At 40.6% G+C, this 18,493-nt stretch carries 17 protein-coding genes; 8 read left to right on the top strand and 9 right to left on the bottom strand.

Annotated elements, in window-relative coordinates; all coding sequences use genetic code 11:
* Positions 1–95: 95 nt before the first annotated feature.
* Positions 96–1,184 carry an FAD-binding oxidoreductase gene (locus tag MTP09_RS12780; protein WP_243548735.1) on the bottom strand — a complete coding sequence of 363 codons (1,089 nt, stop codon included), beginning with the start codon at positions 1,182–1,184 and terminating at the stop codon, positions 96–98.
* An 89-nt stretch (positions 1,185–1,273) separates the two neighbouring features.
* Positions 1,274–1,867 carry a TetR/AcrR family transcriptional regulator gene (locus MTP09_RS12775; protein ID WP_243548734.1) on the bottom strand — a complete coding sequence of 198 codons (594 nt, stop codon included), beginning with the start codon at positions 1,865–1,867 and terminating at the stop codon, positions 1,274–1,276.
* A gap of 307 nt (positions 1,868–2,174) precedes the next feature.
* On the opposite strand from MTP09_RS12775, the gene clpB reads away from it, so the two are divergent.
* From clpB to MTP09_RS12740, 7 genes are all read left to right on the top strand, one after another.
* The gene (clpB, locus tag MTP09_RS12770) at positions 2,175–4,766 is read left to right on the top strand and encodes an ATP-dependent chaperone ClpB (RefSeq protein WP_243548733.1); all 2,592 of its coding nucleotides are present in this window, start codon (positions 2,175–2,177) and stop codon (positions 4,764–4,766) included.
* 554 nt (positions 4,767–5,320) lie between these two features.
* Positions 5,321–5,560: an acyl carrier protein gene (locus MTP09_RS12765; RefSeq protein ID WP_002976354.1), complete on the top strand. Its 240-nt coding sequence runs from the start codon at positions 5,321–5,323 to the stop codon at positions 5,558–5,560.
* 25 nt (positions 5,561–5,585) lie between these two features.
* Positions 5,586–6,830 (top strand): beta-ketoacyl-ACP synthase II, encoded by a 1,245-nt coding sequence (gene fabF, locus MTP09_RS12760; protein WP_243548732.1) that lies wholly within the window; start codon positions 5,586–5,588, stop codon positions 6,828–6,830.
* 12 nt (positions 6,831–6,842) lie between these two features.
* Complete coding sequence (rnc, locus tag MTP09_RS12755) at positions 6,843–7,607, top strand: ribonuclease III (RefSeq protein WP_243548731.1); 765 nt, start codon at positions 6,843–6,845, stop codon at positions 7,605–7,607.
* Complete coding sequence (locus MTP09_RS12750; protein ID WP_243548730.1) at positions 7,582–8,055, top strand: IPExxxVDY family protein; 474 nt, start codon at positions 7,582–7,584, stop codon at positions 8,053–8,055. The genes rnc and MTP09_RS12750 overlap by 26 nt, the downstream gene beginning before the upstream one ends.
* Entirely contained in the window at positions 8,048–9,493 is a 1,446-nt protein-coding gene (gene pyk, locus MTP09_RS12745; protein ID WP_243548729.1) for a pyruvate kinase, read from the top strand. The genes MTP09_RS12750 and pyk overlap by 8 nt, the downstream gene beginning before the upstream one ends.
* 28 nt (positions 9,494–9,521) lie before the next feature.
* Positions 9,522–9,737, top strand: a complete 216-nt coding sequence (locus MTP09_RS12740) for a hypothetical protein (RefSeq protein WP_243548728.1) — start codon at positions 9,522–9,524, stop codon at positions 9,735–9,737.
* Positions 9,738–9,944: 207 nt separating this feature from the next.
* Here MTP09_RS12740 and groL read toward each other — a convergent pair whose 3' ends face one another.
* The 4 genes from groL to MTP09_RS12720 all read right to left on the bottom strand — a co-directional run bounded on the left by groL (position 9,945) and on the right by MTP09_RS12720 (position 15,174).
* Positions 9,945–11,570 (bottom strand): chaperonin GroEL, encoded by a 1,626-nt coding sequence (groL, locus tag MTP09_RS12735; protein WP_243548727.1) that lies wholly within the window; start codon positions 11,568–11,570, stop codon positions 9,945–9,947.
* Between the two features lie 89 nt (positions 11,571–11,659).
* A complete protein-coding gene (locus MTP09_RS12730; RefSeq protein WP_243548726.1) occupies positions 11,660–11,938 on the bottom strand; it encodes a co-chaperone GroES in 279 nt (92 codons plus the stop codon).
* Between the two features lie 218 nt (positions 11,939–12,156).
* Positions 12,157–14,526 (bottom strand): M1 family metallopeptidase, encoded by a 2,370-nt coding sequence (locus MTP09_RS12725; protein ID WP_243548725.1) that lies wholly within the window; start codon positions 14,524–14,526, stop codon positions 12,157–12,159.
* A 66-nt stretch (positions 14,527–14,592) separates the two neighbouring features.
* Positions 14,593–15,174: a HupE/UreJ family protein gene (locus MTP09_RS12720; RefSeq protein WP_243548724.1), complete on the bottom strand. Its 582-nt coding sequence runs from the start codon at positions 15,172–15,174 to the stop codon at positions 14,593–14,595.
* 59 nt (positions 15,175–15,233) lie between these two features.
* On the opposite strand from MTP09_RS12720, the gene MTP09_RS12715 reads away from it, so the two are divergent.
* Positions 15,234–15,734 carry a DUF6702 family protein gene (locus tag MTP09_RS12715; protein WP_243548723.1) on the top strand — a complete coding sequence of 167 codons (501 nt, stop codon included), beginning with the start codon at positions 15,234–15,236 and terminating at the stop codon, positions 15,732–15,734.
* Positions 15,735–15,742: 8 nt separating this feature from the next.
* Here the strand turns inward: MTP09_RS12715 and MTP09_RS12710 are convergent, their stop codons facing one another.
* Genes MTP09_RS12710 through aroQ form a run of 3 tightly spaced genes read right to left on the bottom strand, consistent with a single transcriptional unit; the run spans position 15,743 to position 18,101 of the window.
* The gene (locus tag MTP09_RS12710; protein ID WP_243548722.1) at positions 15,743–16,228 is read right to left on the bottom strand and encodes a hypothetical protein; all 486 of its coding nucleotides are present in this window, start codon (positions 16,226–16,228) and stop codon (positions 15,743–15,745) included.
* Positions 16,229–16,259: 31 nt separating this feature from the next.
* Entirely contained in the window at positions 16,260–17,630 is a 1,371-nt protein-coding gene (locus MTP09_RS12705) for an alpha-amylase family glycosyl hydrolase (protein WP_243548721.1), read from the bottom strand.
* Positions 17,631–17,690: 60 nt separating this feature from the next.
* The gene (gene aroQ, locus MTP09_RS12700) at positions 17,691–18,101 is read right to left on the bottom strand and encodes a type II 3-dehydroquinate dehydratase (protein WP_243548720.1); all 411 of its coding nucleotides are present in this window, start codon (positions 18,099–18,101) and stop codon (positions 17,691–17,693) included.
* Positions 18,102–18,493: the final 392 nt, after the last annotated feature.

Raw genomic sequence — 18,493 nt, 5'->3', positions numbered from 1 at the left:
TTTTTTTAGTTTTATTTTCTTTAAACGGAATTTTTTCATGACTTTCGGGGTAAACCTCATAGGTTTCGAAAACCTATGAGGTTTCCTAAGTTACATTAAACATCGTAGTTCAGCATCACCACGTTGGTTGTCGGGTGACATTGGCAAGTGAGAACGAATCCTTTTTCGACCTCGTCTTCAGTGAGGGCGAAATTTTTCTCCATAAATACTTCGCCATCCATCACCTGAGCTTTGCAGGTGCAGCAAACCCCGCCTTTGCAAGCGAAAGGAACCGGTAGTTTTTCCTGTAACGCCTGGTCTAAAATACTGTTTTTTTTCGAATTGAGGTGAAAGGAATATTCGTCGTCATCGATAATCACCGTCACCATGCTTTCGATATTTGGGATTGCTTTGAATTCGTCGCTCATCTCAGCATTTTCTTCATCATCGGGAGCTGCGTAATATTCATACATGATTTGTAGTGAGGGAACTTTTCTGTCGTTCTTCAGGTAATCGGCGATTCCCTTGATCATTTCGGATGGTCCGCAAATAAAATAAGTGGATTCCTGAACAGGGATTTCGGTAAAGCGACTGAACAGCAGATCAAGTTTTTCGGGTGAGATTCTGCCTTCGAAAAGTTCATCCTCAAAATGTTTTTCGCGGGAAAGAATGTAAATCACATGCAATCTGCCGTTGAATTTCCTGGCGAGTTCATCGATTTCTTTCTTGAAGATGATATCGCTCAAACTCTTGTTGCTGAAAAAAAGGTAGGCATTGCTTTTCGGTTCCTGGAAAAGTGCTTCCTTCAAATTGGAGAGAACGGGAGAAATTCCGCTTCCTGCAGCGAGTCCTATGTAAGTTTTCTCATTTGAAGAATGGTAGTTGGTATAAAAATGTCCCATTGGAGCCATTACATCAACCAGGTCGCCCACTTTCAGTTCGTTGTTGAGATAGGTGGAAACTTTGCCGCCGTCAAGATGTTTCACGAGGATTTCCAGATCAGAATTTCCTTCTGAAGGTGCATTGATGATAGAGTAGGAGCGGCGCAGATCCTCACCGTCGAAGAAAAAGCGAAGATTCAGATATTGCCCCTGTTTAAAGGCGAACTCGTGTCTTAAATTCTGTGGAACTTCGAAAGCGATGTGTACGGAATCGTTGGTTTCCTTCGCGACTTTGGTGGTTTTTAGCTGATGAAAATGATGCATGTCTGTTGAAAAATTTCACTTAAAGTGACTCCAACAAATATACTTAAAAATTAAAAAAAATCAACTTGCTGATTTACAAGAATGTGCAATTAATTGAGGTGAAAAATCACATGTCTTTCTGGTAACCCGTACATCAGTCGATCCTGAATGTCTTTCACTACACCCTCGATATCGGGGTTTTCAGGATTGATGATTTTCGGAATGCTGTTCAATGTATCGATAATGAAAAGCGGGGTCGCATTGGGGATATAGAAAACCTGTTCTTTCAGCTTCGGAAACACGTCATAAACCAACTTTTTTATAAAGTCGAAATACTCATAATTAAGTAGGCCGTATTTTGCCGCATTTGTTTTCGATAAGTTCCAGTATTTATAATAGATACGGAAAGATTGCTGATAATTAGTCACAGCCAGAATATGAAGCTTTACATATAGCAAGAATTTGTCGGTAGGATTTAGATTTTCCTGCTGTATTTTCTCCATATTGCTTTTCATCATGTCGTAAATTTCATTGCTAATAATAGTAAGAATCTCTTCCTTCGACTTGAAATGTGAGTAAATCGAAGCCGCTTTTATATTGAGTTGTTGAGCCAGATCACGCATGGATGTTTCAACGTATCCTCGTTCCGCAAAGAATGTTTTGGCGACTTCAAGAATCTCTTTCTGTTTTTCTGTGAGTGTCATATTACGGTAATTTATAAATGTAAAAGTCGAAAGCAATCTTGACATTTTTCGCGTACCCCACTTTTTTTTGTCTATTATCGAAATTTACTGGTTAGGATGCAATTGAAAAAATGGAAATTTCGTCACAAAAACTCCTGCTAACACTGATGAAATCGGAAAAATTGACACATTTCTTAATGAAAATAAAAATAGTACAGTCTTTGTGTTAAAGTTTTCAGAATTAATAAATGATTAATAAAGACATTAAGAATTCATCGGTAAATTTGTGTGGGTTCTTAATGTTTTTTAGAGTAAAAAAGAAATAGATATGAACTTTAACCAATATACCACCAAATCACAGGAAGCCATCCAAAAAGCGCAACAGGTTGCTATGGAGTTTGGCAACCAAAGTATCGAACCGCAACATCTGTTGGAAGGAATCTTTCAGGTAGATGAAAATATCTCTGAATTTTTGTTGAAAAAGTCGGAGGCAGAGTTTAATTTAGTCAGAGAACGGAATCGGGAAAACATCGAAAAACTCCCGAAAGTGGAAGGCGGAAATATTTACCTTTCTCAATCCGCAAACAAAGTTTTGCTCGACGCGCCCAATATTGCAAAAAAAATGGGTGACGAATATGTAACGATCGAACATCTGTGGCTCTCGCTATTTGAGGTGAGTTCCGAGGTCTCTAAAATGTTGAAAGACATGGGCGTGACCAAAAACGGACTGGAAAGTGCCATCAAAGAACTGAGAAAAGGTTCTAAAGCAACTTCTGCAAGTTCGGAGGAAACTTACCAAAGTTTAAATAAATATGCAAAAAACTTCAACGAACTCGCTGCGGAAGGAAAACTCGACCCCGTAATCGGCCGTGATGAAGAAATCAGAAGGGTTTTGCAGATCCTTTCCCGAAGAACCAAGAACAACCCGATCCTCATCGGTGAACCCGGCGTAGGTAAAACCGCGATTGCAGAAGGAATCGCGCACAGAATTATTTCGGGCGACGTTCCCGAAAACCTCGCTGACAAAACTTTGTTTTCCTTAGATATGGGCGCCTTGATTGCAGGTGCAAAATACAAAGGTGAATTCGAGGAAAGATTGAAATCCGTTGTAAATGAAGTAATTAAAAGCGACGGACAAATTATTCTCTTCATCGACGAGATCCACACTTTAGTAGGTGCAGGTGGCGGTGAAGGAGCGATGGACGCCGCAAACATTCTGAAACCCGCTTTGGCGCGAGGAGAACTTCGTGCAGTGGGTGCAACTACTTTGAACGAATACCAAAAATATTTCGAGAAAGATAAAGCGCTCGAAAGACGTTTCCAGAAAGTGATGGTCGAAGAACCGGATACCGAATCCGCAATTTCGATCCTCCGTGGAATCAAGGATAAATACGAAGCGCACCATAAAGTAAGAATTAAAGATGAGGCGATTATCGCGGCAGTGGAGCAATCTCAAAGATACATTTCCGACCGTTTTCTACCCGACAAAGCGATCGACCTTATTGACGAAGCTTCTGCAAAACTCAGAATGGAAATCAACTCCAAACCCGAGGAACTTGACGTGCTCGACAGAAAACTGATGCAGATGGAAATCGAGTTGGCTGCTATTTCAAGGGAAGGTAACCAAACCAAAATCGACCATTTAAAAGAAGACATCGCGAAAGTTTCCGAGCAGCGAAACGAAATCAATGCGAAATGGCTGAAAGAAAAGCAAAAATCGGAAGATTTAACCATCGTTAAAAAAGAAATCGAATCCCTGAAACTGGAAGCCGAACGCGCATCGAGAGCTGGAGATTACGCAAAAGTCGCCGAGATCCAATACGGTAAGCTCCGCGAAAAAGAAGAGGAACTGAAAACCCTCGAACTTGAAATGCAGAACCACCAAAACGAGTTGATCAAAGAAGAGGTAACTGCTGAAAATATCTCGGAAGTCATTTCCAAATGGACTGGAATTCCTGTAACCAAACTCCTCCAAAGCGAAAGAGAAAAATTGCTCCATCTGGAAGACGAGCTCCACAAAAGAGTAGTGGGACAGGACGAGGCGATTACCTCCGTTGCAGACGCGATCCGCAGAAACAGAGCTGGTTTGAATGACGAGAAAAAACCGATCGGAAGCTTCCTGTTCCTCGGAACAACCGGCGTCGGTAAAACCGAATTGGCAAAAGCACTTGCGGAATTTCTGTTCGACGACGAAAACAATATGACCCGAATCGATATGAGCGAATATCAGGAAAGACACAGCGTTTCTCGTTTAGTCGGCGCTCCTCCAGGATACGTCGGTTATGACGAAGGTGGCCAGTTGACAGAAGCGGTTCGCAGAAGACCTTATTCAGTAGTGCTTTTAGACGAAATCGAAAAGGCGCATCCCGATGTTTTCAACACTTTGCTTCAGGTTTTAGACGACGGAAGATTGACCGACAATAAAGGAAGAGTAGTGAACTTCAAGAATTCGATTATCATTATGACTTCGAATCTCGGTTCCCATTTAATCCAGGAAAATTTCGAAAACATCACCGATGATAATGTTGCCGAAATTGTTGACAAAACCAAAGATGAGGTGTTCGGATTGCTGAAACAGACTTTAAGACCTGAATTCCTAAACAGAATTGATGAGGTGGTGCTCTTCCAGCCATTAAACAAAAAGGAAATTGGCAAGATTGTGCACTATCAGTTGAACGGTTTCAACAAAATGCTGGAGAAACGCGGAATCTATATGACCGCAACCGACGACGCCATTAATTATATCATGAACAAAGGCTACGACCCGAGTTTCGGAGCAAGACCTTTGAAAAGAGTATTGCAGCAGGAGGTGTTGAATAAGCTTTCCAAAGAAATCCTCGCAGGAAATGTAAACGACGGTGACCGAATTACGCTCGACTATTTTGAGGAAAGCGGATTGGTTTTCCGACCGACGGAGTAATTACGAATTTTAACTTATTGTTAAGAAATAACAATCGCGGTTTTTACGTTAGTCAAGAGAAATTTTTTTTCATCATTTGTGTTTTTAGAATCTACCGGAATTTTTCGGTAGATTTTTTTGTTTGTAAAATTCAAGACAACCGGAAACTGACCAGTTCCTTTAATAATTATTAATGTTGTTTCAAAATTACTTTTTTGTCAGCGTACCTTCGCGGGAAGTGATTTGCAACACATACATTCATTGGATGTGGAAGTTGCGATATTCCGGCCCCATAACTTTTGAAAAAGGTCGCAGCAGGTTGTAAATCTTCTCTCTACTGAATATGGTTCCGGTATTTTGTCTTTCTGATTATGAATTGTGATTTCAGAAAGCAATTGTCTGTTCTGATTGTGTCCCAAACTTTTTAATCCTATTTGTCATAAGCCATCCGCTATTGTTGGATTTCAGATGTTTCATGGCAAACGATAACCCTTTAAAAAATAATAAAAAAACTCATTATCCTAAAGAATTTTATATATTTGCACCATCTAACAATTAACTAAAAATAAATTACTATGTCAGACATTGCATCAAGAGTAAAAGCTATTATCGCTGATAAACTCGACGTTGAAGAAACAGAAGTAACTCCAGAAGCTAGCTTCACTAATGATTTAGGGGCTGATTCTTTGGACACTGTGGAATTGATTATGGAATTCGAAAAAGAATTCAACATCCAGATTCCTGATGACCAAGCAGAGAAAATTACTACTGTAGGACACGCTATTGCTTACATTGAAGAAGTAGTGAACAAATAATATTCTTTCAACAGAAACAAACTTTATGGAATTAAAAAGAGTAGTTGTAACAGGATTTGGAGCTATTACACCGATTGGAAAAAACGCTAAAGAATACTGGGAAAACCTTCTCAAAGGTGAGAGCGGAGCCGCTCCGATTACTCTTTTTGATGCCACAAACTTCAAAACCAAATTCGCCTGCGAAGTAAAAAATTTCGATCCATTAAACCATTTCGACAAGAAAGAGGCAAAGAAAATGGACCGAAACACACAGTTCGGGCTCGTTGCAGCTCGCGAAGCTGTTCAACATTCAGGCATTTTGAGTGGCTCAGTTGACAAAAACAGAGTCGGTGTAATTTGGGGTTCAGGAATTGGCGGCCTCGAAACTTTCGAAAACGAGGTTTTGGGTTGGGCAAACACAGAAATTCCACGTTTCAATCCATTTTTTATTCCTAAAATGATTGCCGACATTACTGGCGGTCAAATTTCTATAGAATACGGATTTCACGGTCCGAATTATACCACAGTTTCCGCATGTGCATCCTCTGCAAACGCCATTATCGACTCCAAAATGCTGATCCAGTTAGGAAAAGCTGATGTGATCGTTTGTGGTGGTTCCGAAGCAGCGGTTACCGCAAGCGGCGTTGGTGGTTTCAATGCGATGATGGCGCTTTCCACAAGAAACGACGACCCGAAAACCGCATCGAGACCGTTCGACAAAGACAGGGACGGATTTGTTCTTGGTGAAGGAGCCGGCTGTATTATTCTTGAAGAATACGAACACGCCGTGAAACGAGGGGCAACCATCTATGCCGAATTGAGTGGTGGTGGAATGAGTGCAGACGCATACCACATGACTGCACCACATCCGGAAGGTTTAGGCGCTTATCTTGTAATGAAGAACTGCCTTGAAGACGCAGGTGTAACAACCGACGAAGTAGATCATATCAATATGCACGGTACTTCTACTCCGCTGGGTGACATCGCTGAATCAAGCGCGATTTCTAAATTATTGGGTGAACATGCTTACGACATCCAGATCAACTCCACCAAATCAATGACCGGTCACCTTCTGGGTGCAGCCGGCGTGATCGAAGCAATCGCTGCGTTGAAAACCATTATCCACAACAAGGTGCCGCCTACAATCAACCATTTTACCGACGATGAAAGAATCGACAGCCGATTGAACTTCACGTTTAATCACGCTGTAGATAAGGAGGTAAACTTTGCCATGAGCAATACTTTCGGTTTCGGCGGCCATAATGCATGTGTGCTTTTCAAAAAAATATAAAACGCAAAGTGTATGGAGTTAAAGAAATACCTTTCTAAATTCCTCACCCAAAGAAAAAAAAACTTCTCGGAAAAAGATTATCATCTAAGCCACGAAATCAGTAAAATTACCGGTTGCGGAGTTCAGAACATCAGTCTTTACCGTGAAGCATTTTCACTTAAAACTTCCTCGAAGAATAAAGAATGTAAAAACTACGAACGTTTAGAATTTCTGGGCGATTCGGTTTTAGGCGCTATTATTTCGTGCCATCTTTACACGCTTTATCCCAACGCCAACGAAGGTTTCCTCACCCAGATGAAATCTAAAATCGTCAACCGCAAAAATCTCAATAAATTGGGGCGTGAACTTTCATTGACGAAATTTCTTCAGAACGAATCGGCAACTTCACTCAGCGAAAATATCGAGGGCAACCTTTTCGAGGCGTTAATTGGCGCGATTTACCTTGACCTCGATTATGAGGTTTGCAGAACCGTGGTGATCGACCGGCTCCTGACTCCTTCCACAATCAACCAGCTGGAAAACAAGATTGTGAGCTACAAAGGTTTGCTGCTTGAATGGAGCCAGAAGAAGAAAGTCAACATCAAATATGAAACCTGCGAGGAAATTCAACCCAACAAAAGCCAGGTTTTCCGAAGTTATGTTTGGCTCGACGAGGAAAAAATTTCCAACGCCACCGAAACCTCCAAAAAGAAGGCGGAGGAAAAAGCGGCACAACGCGCATTCTATATCCTAAACAAAAAACAAAATATCATTGAAAGCCAAAAAGTTATTACTTGACCTTGAGGAAGAAGACGAGGAAATCACAATAGGTTTGCTACGTCTCGCAAAAGAATTACCCGATTACGAGTTTTTCTACCACCTCAATTCCTGTAATTCCTTTAAGTTCTCGCGCATTGAAGATTTTGTGTATCACGGCGAGTACTACGATTACTTTTTCCCTAGGTTTGAAGCGTATTACAGTGATTCGCAACTCTGCATCCATTGCATCGCAAACAAGTCTGCGCAAAGCACTCAGAAGAAAATCTCCACCGAGCTTTTTACCGCAGAACAGGAATCTTTTTTTCTGCTTGACCATTTTCAGGAGGTAGATTATGTCATCAAAACTTCTGAGCCGTTTGATGATTTTTCACTAATTTTGTTCCCTGGAAATCTCACCTTTCCGGTGCAGCATTTCGACCTTAGTTCCGAGGAGGAACTCTATCAATTATTTCAGTATTATGAATAAATATGTAAAAAAGACTAAGATTATCGCCACGCTCGGTCCGGCTTCATCCGACCGGGAAACCATGATCGAACTGATCAAAGCGGGAGTTGATGTCTTCAGAATAAATTTTTCCCACGCAGATTACGATCTTGTGCGTAAGAACGTGGAAACCATCCGAGAAATTAATAAGGAATTTGGCTTCTCCACAAGTATTCTTGGAGATTTGCAGGGCCCAAAATTGAGAGTCGGCGTGGTGAAAGAAGGTTCCTATCTGAATCCAGGTGACATCCTCACTTTTACCAATGAAAAAATCGAAGGTGATTCCAAGAAGGTTTATATGACCTACCAAAAGTTTCCCCAAGACGTGAAGGTGGGCGAAAGAATCCTGATCGACGACGGTAAACTCGTCCTGGAAGTAATCGAGACCAACGAAAAAGACACCGTAAAAGCGAAAACCATTCAAGGTGGACCGCTCAGTTCCAAGAAAGGAGTAAACCTTCCGAATACCAATGTTTCGCTCCCAGCTTTGACGGAGAAAGACATCAAGGATGCCAATTTCATGCTTGATCTGGAACTGGACTGGATCGCGCTGTCCTTCGTTCGTCACGCGCAAGATATTATCGATTTGAAAGAACTCATCGCTAAACATCCGAAAGGCAAATTTAAAACCCCGATTATCGCAAAAATCGAAAAACCGGAAGGTGTTCGAAACATCGAGGAAATCCTTCAGGAATGTGATGGTTTAATGGTTGCTCGTGGTGATTTGGGCGTTGAAGTTCCGATGGAGGAAGTTCCGGCAATCCAGAAAAACCTCGTCGAAAAAGCAAGAAAATTTGCAAAACCCGTGATCATCGCCACACAAATGATGGAGACAATGATCAACAGCTTAACTCCGACGAGAGCGGAAGTGAACGACGTAGCGAATTCAGTTCTGGATGGTGCAGATGCAGTAATGCTTTCAGGAGAAACTTCGGTGGGAAGATATCCTGTGGATGTAGTAAAAAATATGTCGAAGATCGTGAAGAACATTGAGCAAACCCATTTCTACCAAAGCAAAAACTCACCGATCGAGCGCGAATTCAACTGTATTGACGAACGTTTCATCACCAACAGGATTTGTCTCGCCGCGGTAAGAATCGCAAAAACAACTAATGTTGAAGCCATCGTAACTTTAACTTATTCGGGTTACACCGCGTTCCAAATTTCGGCGCACCGACCTAATTCGCATATCATTATTTACAGCTCCAACAAGAGGGTAATCACTATGTTGAACTTGCTGTGGGGAGTTAGAGCATTCTATTACAACGCCAAGAAATCTACCGACGAAACGATAGTCGAGGTAAACAAACTTACCTATGAAAATGGATTTGTCGATTTGAACGACTTCGTAATTAACCTGAACGCGATGCCTGCAAACGAAAGCGGCAAAACCAATACCTTGCGGCTCACCACGATTTAATGATTGGCTGATATCAAAAATATAATATATGGAAACTAACATCAGCGATGAATTTCAAGTGCTGAAAGACGAACTGAAAAAATTGAATATCGAGGTTTTGAGAATCGTAAAAGTTGGCAACGGAAATATGGATTTCCACGAGGTTTTCTACAAATCCCCTCGATATGAAGAGGTAAAAACGGTTTACCTGCATATTGAAAAGATGGATGAGCTGATTGAGAGGTTCAAAGAGGGATATTCTTGATAAATATTAAATATAAAAGCTGCGCTCTGAGTTTCGGGGCGCAGCTTTTTTGTTTTATTATCAATCCTTGAAAGATTGAAATAACGAAAATTTGTACAGTAAGACGCATTTTCTGCCAAATGAAAAAATCCGTCCAGAATTTCTGAACGGATTTTAGTATAGGATAGTTCCAGTCTCCGGACCTCGGTCTTCCAACTTCCAGCTTCATTACATCATTCCCGGCATTCCGCCTCCCATTGGCATTGCTGGTTCGTCTTTCTTGATTTCTGTTACCACACATTCTGTAGTCAACAACATTCCTGCAACAGACGCAGCGTTTTCAAGGGCAACACGAACTACTTTTGTAGGGTCGATAATTCCGGCTTCGTACATGTTTACGAATTCGTCATTTTTCGCGTTGTAACCGAAGTCTGCACTACCGTCAGCAACTTTTGCCACGATTACAGAACCTTCACCTCCGGCGTTTGCTACGATTTGACGAAGTGGCTCTTCGATCGCTCTTTTCACAATTTTAATTCCGGTAGTTTCGTCTTGGTTTGCACCGTCAAGATTTCCAAGAGCGGAAATAGTTCTTACCAAAGCAACACCACCACCGGGAACGATTCCTTCTTCTACTGCAGCTCTTGTTGCGTGAAGAGCATCATCCACTCTGTCTTTTTTCTCCTTCATTTCCACTTCTGATGCAGCACCTACGTATAGAACTGCAACACCGCCTGCCAATTTCGCTAATCTTTCCTGAAGTTTTTCTCTGTCGTAGTCAGAAGTTGTAGTTTCCATCTGCGCTTTGATTTGGTTTACGCGACCTTTGATTTGCGCTTCGTCGCCACCACCGTTTACGATGGTTGTATTGTCTTTATCGATTGAAATTTTTTCTGCAGTTCCAAGCATTTCAAGAGTAGCGTTTTCCATGGTGAAACCTCTTTCTTCAGAAATTACCTGTCCACCAGTTAGGATTGCGATATCTTCAAGCATTGCTTTTCTTCTGTCACCAAATCCAGGTGCTTTTACCGCTGCAATTTTCAGAGAACCTCTCAATTTATTTACCACTAAAGTTGCAAGCGCTTCACCTTCTACTTCTTCAGAAATAATTAAAAGCGATTTTCCAGCTTGAGCAACCGGCTCAAGAACCGGAAGAAGTTCCTTCATGGAAGAGATTTTCTTTTCAACCAAAAGGATGTATGGATTTTCCAATTCGGCAACCATTTTCTCAGGATTGGTCACGAAATATGGTGATTGGTAACCTCTGTCGAACTGCATTCCTTCCACAACATCTACAGTTGTGTCAGTTCCTTTTGCTTCTTCAACGGTGATTACACCTTCTTTACCCACTTTTCCGAAAGCTTCAGAAATTAATGACCCTATGGTGTCGTCATTATTTGCAGAGATAGAAGCCACCTGCTTGATTTTTTCTGCGTTTTCGCCAACAGTCTGTGACTGAGATTTCAGGTTTTCAACAACAGCAGAAACTGCTTTGTCGATTCCTCTTTTCAGATCCATTGGGTTTGCACCTGCTGCAACATTTTTCAGACCTTCGCGAACGATTGCCTGTGCCAAAACAGTTGCAGTAGTTGTTCCGTCACCTGCGATATCATTGGTTTTGGAAGCCACTTCTTTTACCATCTGTGCTCCCATATTTTCCACTTTGTCTTCCAGCTCAATTTCCTTTGCAACGGAAACTCCGTCTTTGGTTACATGTGGCGCACCGAAAGATTTTTCGATGACTACGTTTCTACCTTTAGGTCCCAAAGTTACTTTTACAGCGTTTGCAAGAGCGTCAACACCTCTTTTTAGGGCGTCTCTTGATTCAATATCGAATTTTATTTCTTTTGCCATAATTTTTTAGATTTTAGACGTCAGATTTCAGACGTCAGATTTTAGTTAATAATTTTTAAAATAAATAACACCAAGTTTCAGTCTGAACTCTATTCCAAGATTCCCAATAAATCTCCTTCTCTTACAATAAGAAAATCTTTTCCATCCAACTTCAATTCAGAACCTGAATATTTTCCGTAAAGCACTTTGTCGCCCACTTTTACGGTGGTTGGTTCGTCTTTTTTACCAGGTCCAATTGCCACTACAGTTCCTTCCTGTGGTTTTTCTTTTGCAGTGTCGGGAATGATAATTCCTGATGCAGTCGTGGTTTCAGCAGCGTTTGGTTCGATAAGAACTCTGTCTGATAATGGTTTGAAATTTACTGACATAATAATTATTTTTTTTAAATATTTTCTGTGCTCAATTTCTCCAACTTCATACCATTCGAAGTTTCAAGTTTCAAGTTTCAAGTTTCAAGTTCAAATTGGCAGACTTTAAATATTGAGGTGAAATTTTGGCAGAAAAAAAGTCACCCGCAAAGATGACTTTTCATTTTATTAGACCTATTAACTTTATTGCTGAACCACTGAAACACTGAACCACTCCGCTACTTTTTCCCTGCTGCCTGCATCGGATTAATCATTCCTTTGGCGGCGCCTCTTGCAGAGCTGTGCTGTTTTTCGCGGAATACTTCGAATTTGGAAGCCGGTTGCTGAGCATCGCCCCAGAAATTATTGGAGGTGTCGATGTCTGCAGTTTCGCGCATCGGGTCGAGTTGGATGGATTTCAGTTTTTTGTTGAAAAAGTAGGTGAGTGAAACCTTTCCTTCGTCTTTTCGCCAGATTTGGGCGGCAACTTTGTCGTTTACTTTTGACCCGTCCTCGAAAGTGAACTCCAGAATAATCGGCATTACCATTCCACCTTTGTTGCCGAAATCAATTTGGTAACCACGCACGTTCTTCAAATTTACTTTATCTGCTTCTGGCAACTTTTCATATATGTCATTAGTCAGAGTGTACTTTTTATTGGTGTCCACTTTTTCCAGTCCCCGGTTGTATCTCCAGTAGAAATCACGGGTTTGCTTGTCATTATCGGTATAGAACAGGATATTTTTGTCTTCGCGGTTTCGGATTTTTGAGATGTCTTCGAAATCGTTTTGTTGAGGTTTATCAACAGTGTACGTGATTTCCTGCGGTTTTGGGACTGCATTCAAATCGGGTTCGGCAACGGTAACTTTATCGATGGAAATGTCAACAGGATCGATTCCATAGAACCAGCCACGCCAAAACCAATCGAGGTTTTCTGCACTTGCATCATTCATCGTTCTAAAAAAATCTGCCGGTTCCGGATGACGGAACGCCCATCTTTTCGAATAGGTTTTGAATGCTTTGTCAAAAAGTTCACGCCCCATAATTGTTTCCCGAAGAATATTGAGTCCGGTTGCTGGTTTTGCGTAGGCATTCGGACCGAAATGATTGATGTTCTCAGAATTGGTCATAATCGGTTCCAGCTGATCTTTCGGAAGTTTCATATAATCTACGATGGTGTGAGCTGGACCACGACGTGAAGGGAATTTATTGTCCCACCGTTCTTCGGTAAGATATTCTACGAAAGTGTTTAATCCTTCATCCATCCATGACCATTGTCTTTCGTCGGAATTGATGATCATCGGGAAAAAGTTGTGTCCCACTTCGTGGATGATTACGCCGATCATTCCATTTTTTATTCCTTCGGAATAGGTGCCGTCTTTCTCGGTTCTTCCGAAGTTAAAGCAGATCATCGGATATTCCATTCCGTTTGCCGCTTCTACAGACTGAGCAACCGGATACGGATAAGGAATGGTGAATTCGGAGTAGGTGAGGATTGTGTGTGCAACAGCTTTTGTGGAGAATTTTCGGTAAAGGTGATAAGATTCCTTTGGATAAAGACTCATCGCCATCACGGGATTATTGTTTTCGGGGATCACGACTTTCATTCCGTCCCAGATAAATTTTCGGGATGAAGTCCACGCAAAATCACGCACATTTTCGGCTTCAAAAATCCAGGTTTTTCTTTGTGTGGATTTGGTTTTCTCAGCTTTTTGGGCTTCGTCTAAAGTTACGATTTCAATAGGTTCGTTGGAATTCTGCGCTTTTTGCCATCGGGCAAACTGTGTGGAAGAAAGCACTTCTTTGAAATTTTTTCCTACTCCCGTTGCTGCAACGATATGATCTGCAGGAACATTCATTGATACTTTATAGTTTCCGAAAGGGAGCGCAAATTCGCCGCGACCTGTGAACTGGTTGTTTTGCCATCCTTTGAAATCACTGTAAACACACATTCTCGGAAACCATTGCGTAATCGTGTACAGATCGTTTCCGTCTTCAGGGAAATTTTCGTAACCGCCTCTTCCTCCCATTGTCATTCGGTTGGGGATATTGTAATTCCAGTCTACCTTAAAAACCAGTTTTTCTCCCTTCTTCAAAACTTTTGGCAAATCTATTCGCATCATCGTTTTGTTGACGAAATATTTGAGTGGATTTCCTGCGGCGTCGGTCACTTTTTCAATATTTACCCCATAACCGTTGTCTTTTACAGGAATCTCAAGATCTTTCAAATGTTCGGCATTAATGGTTTGAGGCAATTTGCTTGAACTTTGATACCCAGCATTTTTTACGGTTGACTGCTCGTTTTCATCCAGTTGAAGCCAAAGATAATCGAGGTCATCGGGTGAATTATTGTAGTACGTTACCGTTTCTGATCCTTTCAGATTTCTTTTGTCTTCGTCGAGGTAGGCAGCGATTTCGTAGTCTGCTCTGTTTTGCCAATAACCGTGACCAGGAGCTCCAGAAGCTGTTCGGTAAATGTTTGGAGTAGGGAGAATTGTTCCCAGCTGCTCAAATTTATTTCCGTGGTTGCTTTGTGGATTATTCTGAATATTCTGTGCGAAAGCAATAAGGGGACAAAAAAAGAAGATGAAAAAAGATTTGAGATTCATGTTGTCATTATTAATTATGATTCAAAAGTAAGTAAAAAATTCGCTGGGTATTTCAAAAAATATCTTCTAAGAAAGCGGAAATCTATCGATACAGATTTTTAGCGACACAAGCAGTACGAAAAAAGAAACGATTAGAATCCAGTTTACTTTCTTGATTTTTAGATATTTAAAAATGAAAAATTCTAATAATAAAACGATCACAACAACCAGAATCTGTCCCATTTCGAGTCCAAGATTAAACCCTAAAAGCGGAACGAAAATATTCTGTTCTTTCGCCATCATCATTCTTGCGGTATTCGCAAAACCCATCCCGTGAATCAACCCGAAAATGAGGGCGAGAAAGTAATTGATCCTCATTAATTTGGACTGGTTTCCTTTGAAAAAGATATTGTCGAGTGCGATGATGACGATGGTTAAAGGAATCAAGAATTCTACCCAATCAGTAGGAATCCTGAAAAAATCCAGAACGCTTAAAGCCAAAGTGATGGAATGCCCAATGGTAAATGCCGTTACCAAAATCAAGATTTTTTTCCAGTCACTCAACGCGTAAACCGCGACCAACGCTAAAATGAAAAGTTGGTGATCCAGTGCGTCCAGAGAAATAATGTGCTCCCAACCAAGCTTTAAGTAAAAGAAAAAGTCCTGCATACCGAATTTTGAGGTACGAAAATAATGATTAATTTCGTTTTAAACTTTATGTTTCGGTTATGAAAAAGCTTCTGCTTCTTTTTTCAATTTTCATTTCAACTCTTTTTCTTGCCAAAGAAATTCACCCTTATCATGTTGGTTCGGTAGAATTCAAGTATAACTCAAAATCAAAGACATTTGAAATTATCGGTAAATTTTTCCTGGATGATTTAGAGAACGGCTTAAAAGAAAAATACGGAAAAGCGGTTCACTTTAATGACGAAAAATTCAAACAGGAAATAAACGAGCTGTTAAAGAAATATTGTACAGACTATTTGAAGCTAAAGACAGATAGTAAGTTTTTGAAAATCGATTATCTTGGTTTTGAAGAAGAGAGTGAGTCGGTGAACATTTTCCTGGAAAGCGAAGTGGTCAGTCAACCAAAGAAAGTGGAGGTTGCCGTGAGTTTTCTGTACAATTTGTTTGACGACCAAATGAATATCATACACATTATTGTCGGTGGAAAACGGCAAAGCGATCGATTGAGTTATCCGAACAGGTATTTGTTTAAGCAGTTTTAAACCCAAACTTAAAAATCTGGACAATCCTGGACCGAAACATTGGTGAGATTCAAAACTTTATCTTTGTATGTAACCTTTACTTCTGGAAAAACTCCGTTTACACAATTACCGGTTTGGTCTTTGAAGTCGCCGTTGGTCGCCTCAATTTTTACTTGGTCACCGGAAAGAGTGTAGTTGTTTTCGTTGAAGTCGTAGCTGTTTAGTGGATAATCTTTGCCGTCAATTCTGATGCTCCCTTTGTTGGCGTTTTGCTCAAAATAAAATATAGTTTTTCCATTTTCAGTGAAAACCGATCTGCCTTTTCCTGATGAAACATCGAGTGGATTGATCTGGAACACAGCAGTTGCTTCCGGGTTTTTTATCTCCGGAACTTCAACGCTGTCTTGCGGTAAAACGAGTGCTGAATCAGAAATTTTGGTGTCGGTAATCGTTTCTTTTTCTTTGGTACAAGAACCTAGGAATGCAATGAGAAATATTGGGAGGATCTTTTTCATAACTTAAAGTAAAACATTTTTGCAGCAAAAATTATTCCTTAACCAAGACAAGGTAAGACCACGCAGGAAGTTGGAATGTGGAATTTTCCTTAATAATAAAAACCTTTTCTGTAAAAAGTTCGCGGTATTTCCCTTGGAAGTATTTTGTTTCGAGCTGTAAATCAACAGGTTTGTCTGAGAAATTGAGAATCGGAAGGACGGCGTCGTCGTTTTTTTCGCGGTAGAATGAAATTACTTTGTCTTCGTGATTATTTTTGACACGAATCATTTCGCCACCGTATTTTCCGTTCCAGAGTGCCTGGTTTTTATGCTTAAGATGAAATAGCTTTTCGAAGAGGATTTCGTTTTCGTCGTGTTTCCATACAATAGGATCTTTTTCAAAAAACTTTAAACTTCTGTTCAGTCCAGCTTCTTGGCCGCTGTAGCAAAGCATCATCCCGTTCACAACGCCGGTCATTACAATAGCGGTTTTCAGCCCGTCTCCAAAATTCAGATAGGGATTTCCTTCCCAGGAATTCTTGTCGTGATTGTCGGTAAAGGTCATTCTGTAAGCATTTCTCGGTACGGAATTCACGTCGTGCGACAAATATTCTACCAATCCGGGGAGCTTCTGGTGATTGGTTGCTTCGCGAAGTTTATCCCACAAAGTCCACGAATACGTCATATCGAAAGATTTCTTGTAAAGGTCGCGACTTTCCCATTCAGCAAGCATGAAAACAGGTTTTATTTCATCGAGTTCCTTTCTCGCGTTTTCCCAGAAATCTACGGGAATAAATCCGGCAACATCCGCACGGTAACCGTCGATATTAGTTTCCTTTACCCAAAATTTCAGTGATTCGGTCATATATTTTCTCAAATCGGGATGGTCGTAATCAAAATCAATCACATCATCCCAATCGTACCACGGAGTTGGCTGAAAATTTCCTTCACGGGTTTTGGTATACCAATCGGGGTGCTCTTTTGCAAGTGGATTGTCCCAAGCTGAATGATTTCCTACCCAGTCGATAATGACATACATTCCCATGGAATGAATTTTATTGACTAAGTTTTTGAAATCCTGCATGGTTCCAAATTCTGGATTAATCGCTCTGAAATTTTTGACGGAATAATAGCTTCCCAAAGTTCCCTTCCGATTTTTTTCACCGATCGGATGAATTGGCATGAGCCAAAGAATATCGACTCCCATCTTTTTGAGACGCGGCAAGTGTTTTTCAAATGCCTTGAAGGTGCCTTCAGGAGTGTATTGACGAATATTTACTTCGTAAATCGTGGCGTTTTTGCTCCATTCGGGATGTGTGATCTCAACGTATTCCTTTGGTTGATAACGGGGATCTTTTGTTTGCGATTGGAGGAAAGCGAACCCGAAAACGAAAAAAATGAGACAGAAAGCTGAATTTTTCATGATGAAACTTTATTAAAAATAATCAAAATCTGATGCCCTTATTTTAAATATCGATTAAGTTTAAGGGATGATGCTCAGTATAGCTAGTCGGTAACCATTCATTCCGAATCCGCTGAGAACACCTTCGGTATTGGATGCAGTGACAGATTTCTGCCGGAATTCCTCCCGTTTATAAATATTGGAGATGTGGACTTCGACTTTCGGTTTTGAAATATTCTTCAAACAATCGGCAATCGCGTAGGAATAGTGCGTAAAAGCTCCGGGATTAATGACAAGCGCATCGAAATCGTCCTGCTGAATTCTGTTGATGATTTCGCCTTCCACATTAGATTGAAAATAAAGTAGTGTGTGCTCAGAAAACTCTTCCTGAAGTTTTTCCAGGTAATCTTCCATTGAGGTTTTCCCATAAATTTCTGGTTCGCGAGTTCCGAGCAGATTGAGGTTTGGCCCGTTGAGGATGAGGATTTTCATATAAAGTTGAAAGATTTACTCAAAGATAAAAAGTTTCACCTGAATCTGCTTAACATTTCTAGTTTATTCTGTTAACCCGTAGTGCATTATCCATCGAAAAATAAGCTGAAAAAATCAGAAAATTTGTTTAGCCACGAATTCACGAATTAGACATTATTAGAATTTTATCAATGAAACAACTCCACACCCATAACTTGAATGCAGATCATTCATTTAATTAAGAAAAGATTCAACGTTTTTGATAATATTCGTGTATTGACTCTATCGAATCTTCGATTTCGTGGCAAACATATAGTGCACTACGAGTTCTGTTACCACAATGTTACCAATAAGTAATCATTAGTGCAATTTCTGATTTTGTATAATGAGCTCACGCCATGGATTATTGCTGG

Source organism: Chryseobacterium suipulveris, assembly GCF_022811685.1.
Taxonomy (GTDB): domain Bacteria; phylum Bacteroidota; class Bacteroidia; order Flavobacteriales; family Weeksellaceae; genus Kaistella; species Kaistella suipulveris.
Note: the sequence above shows the minus strand (reverse complement) of the source record. Positions and strands in the feature narration are given on the sequence as shown.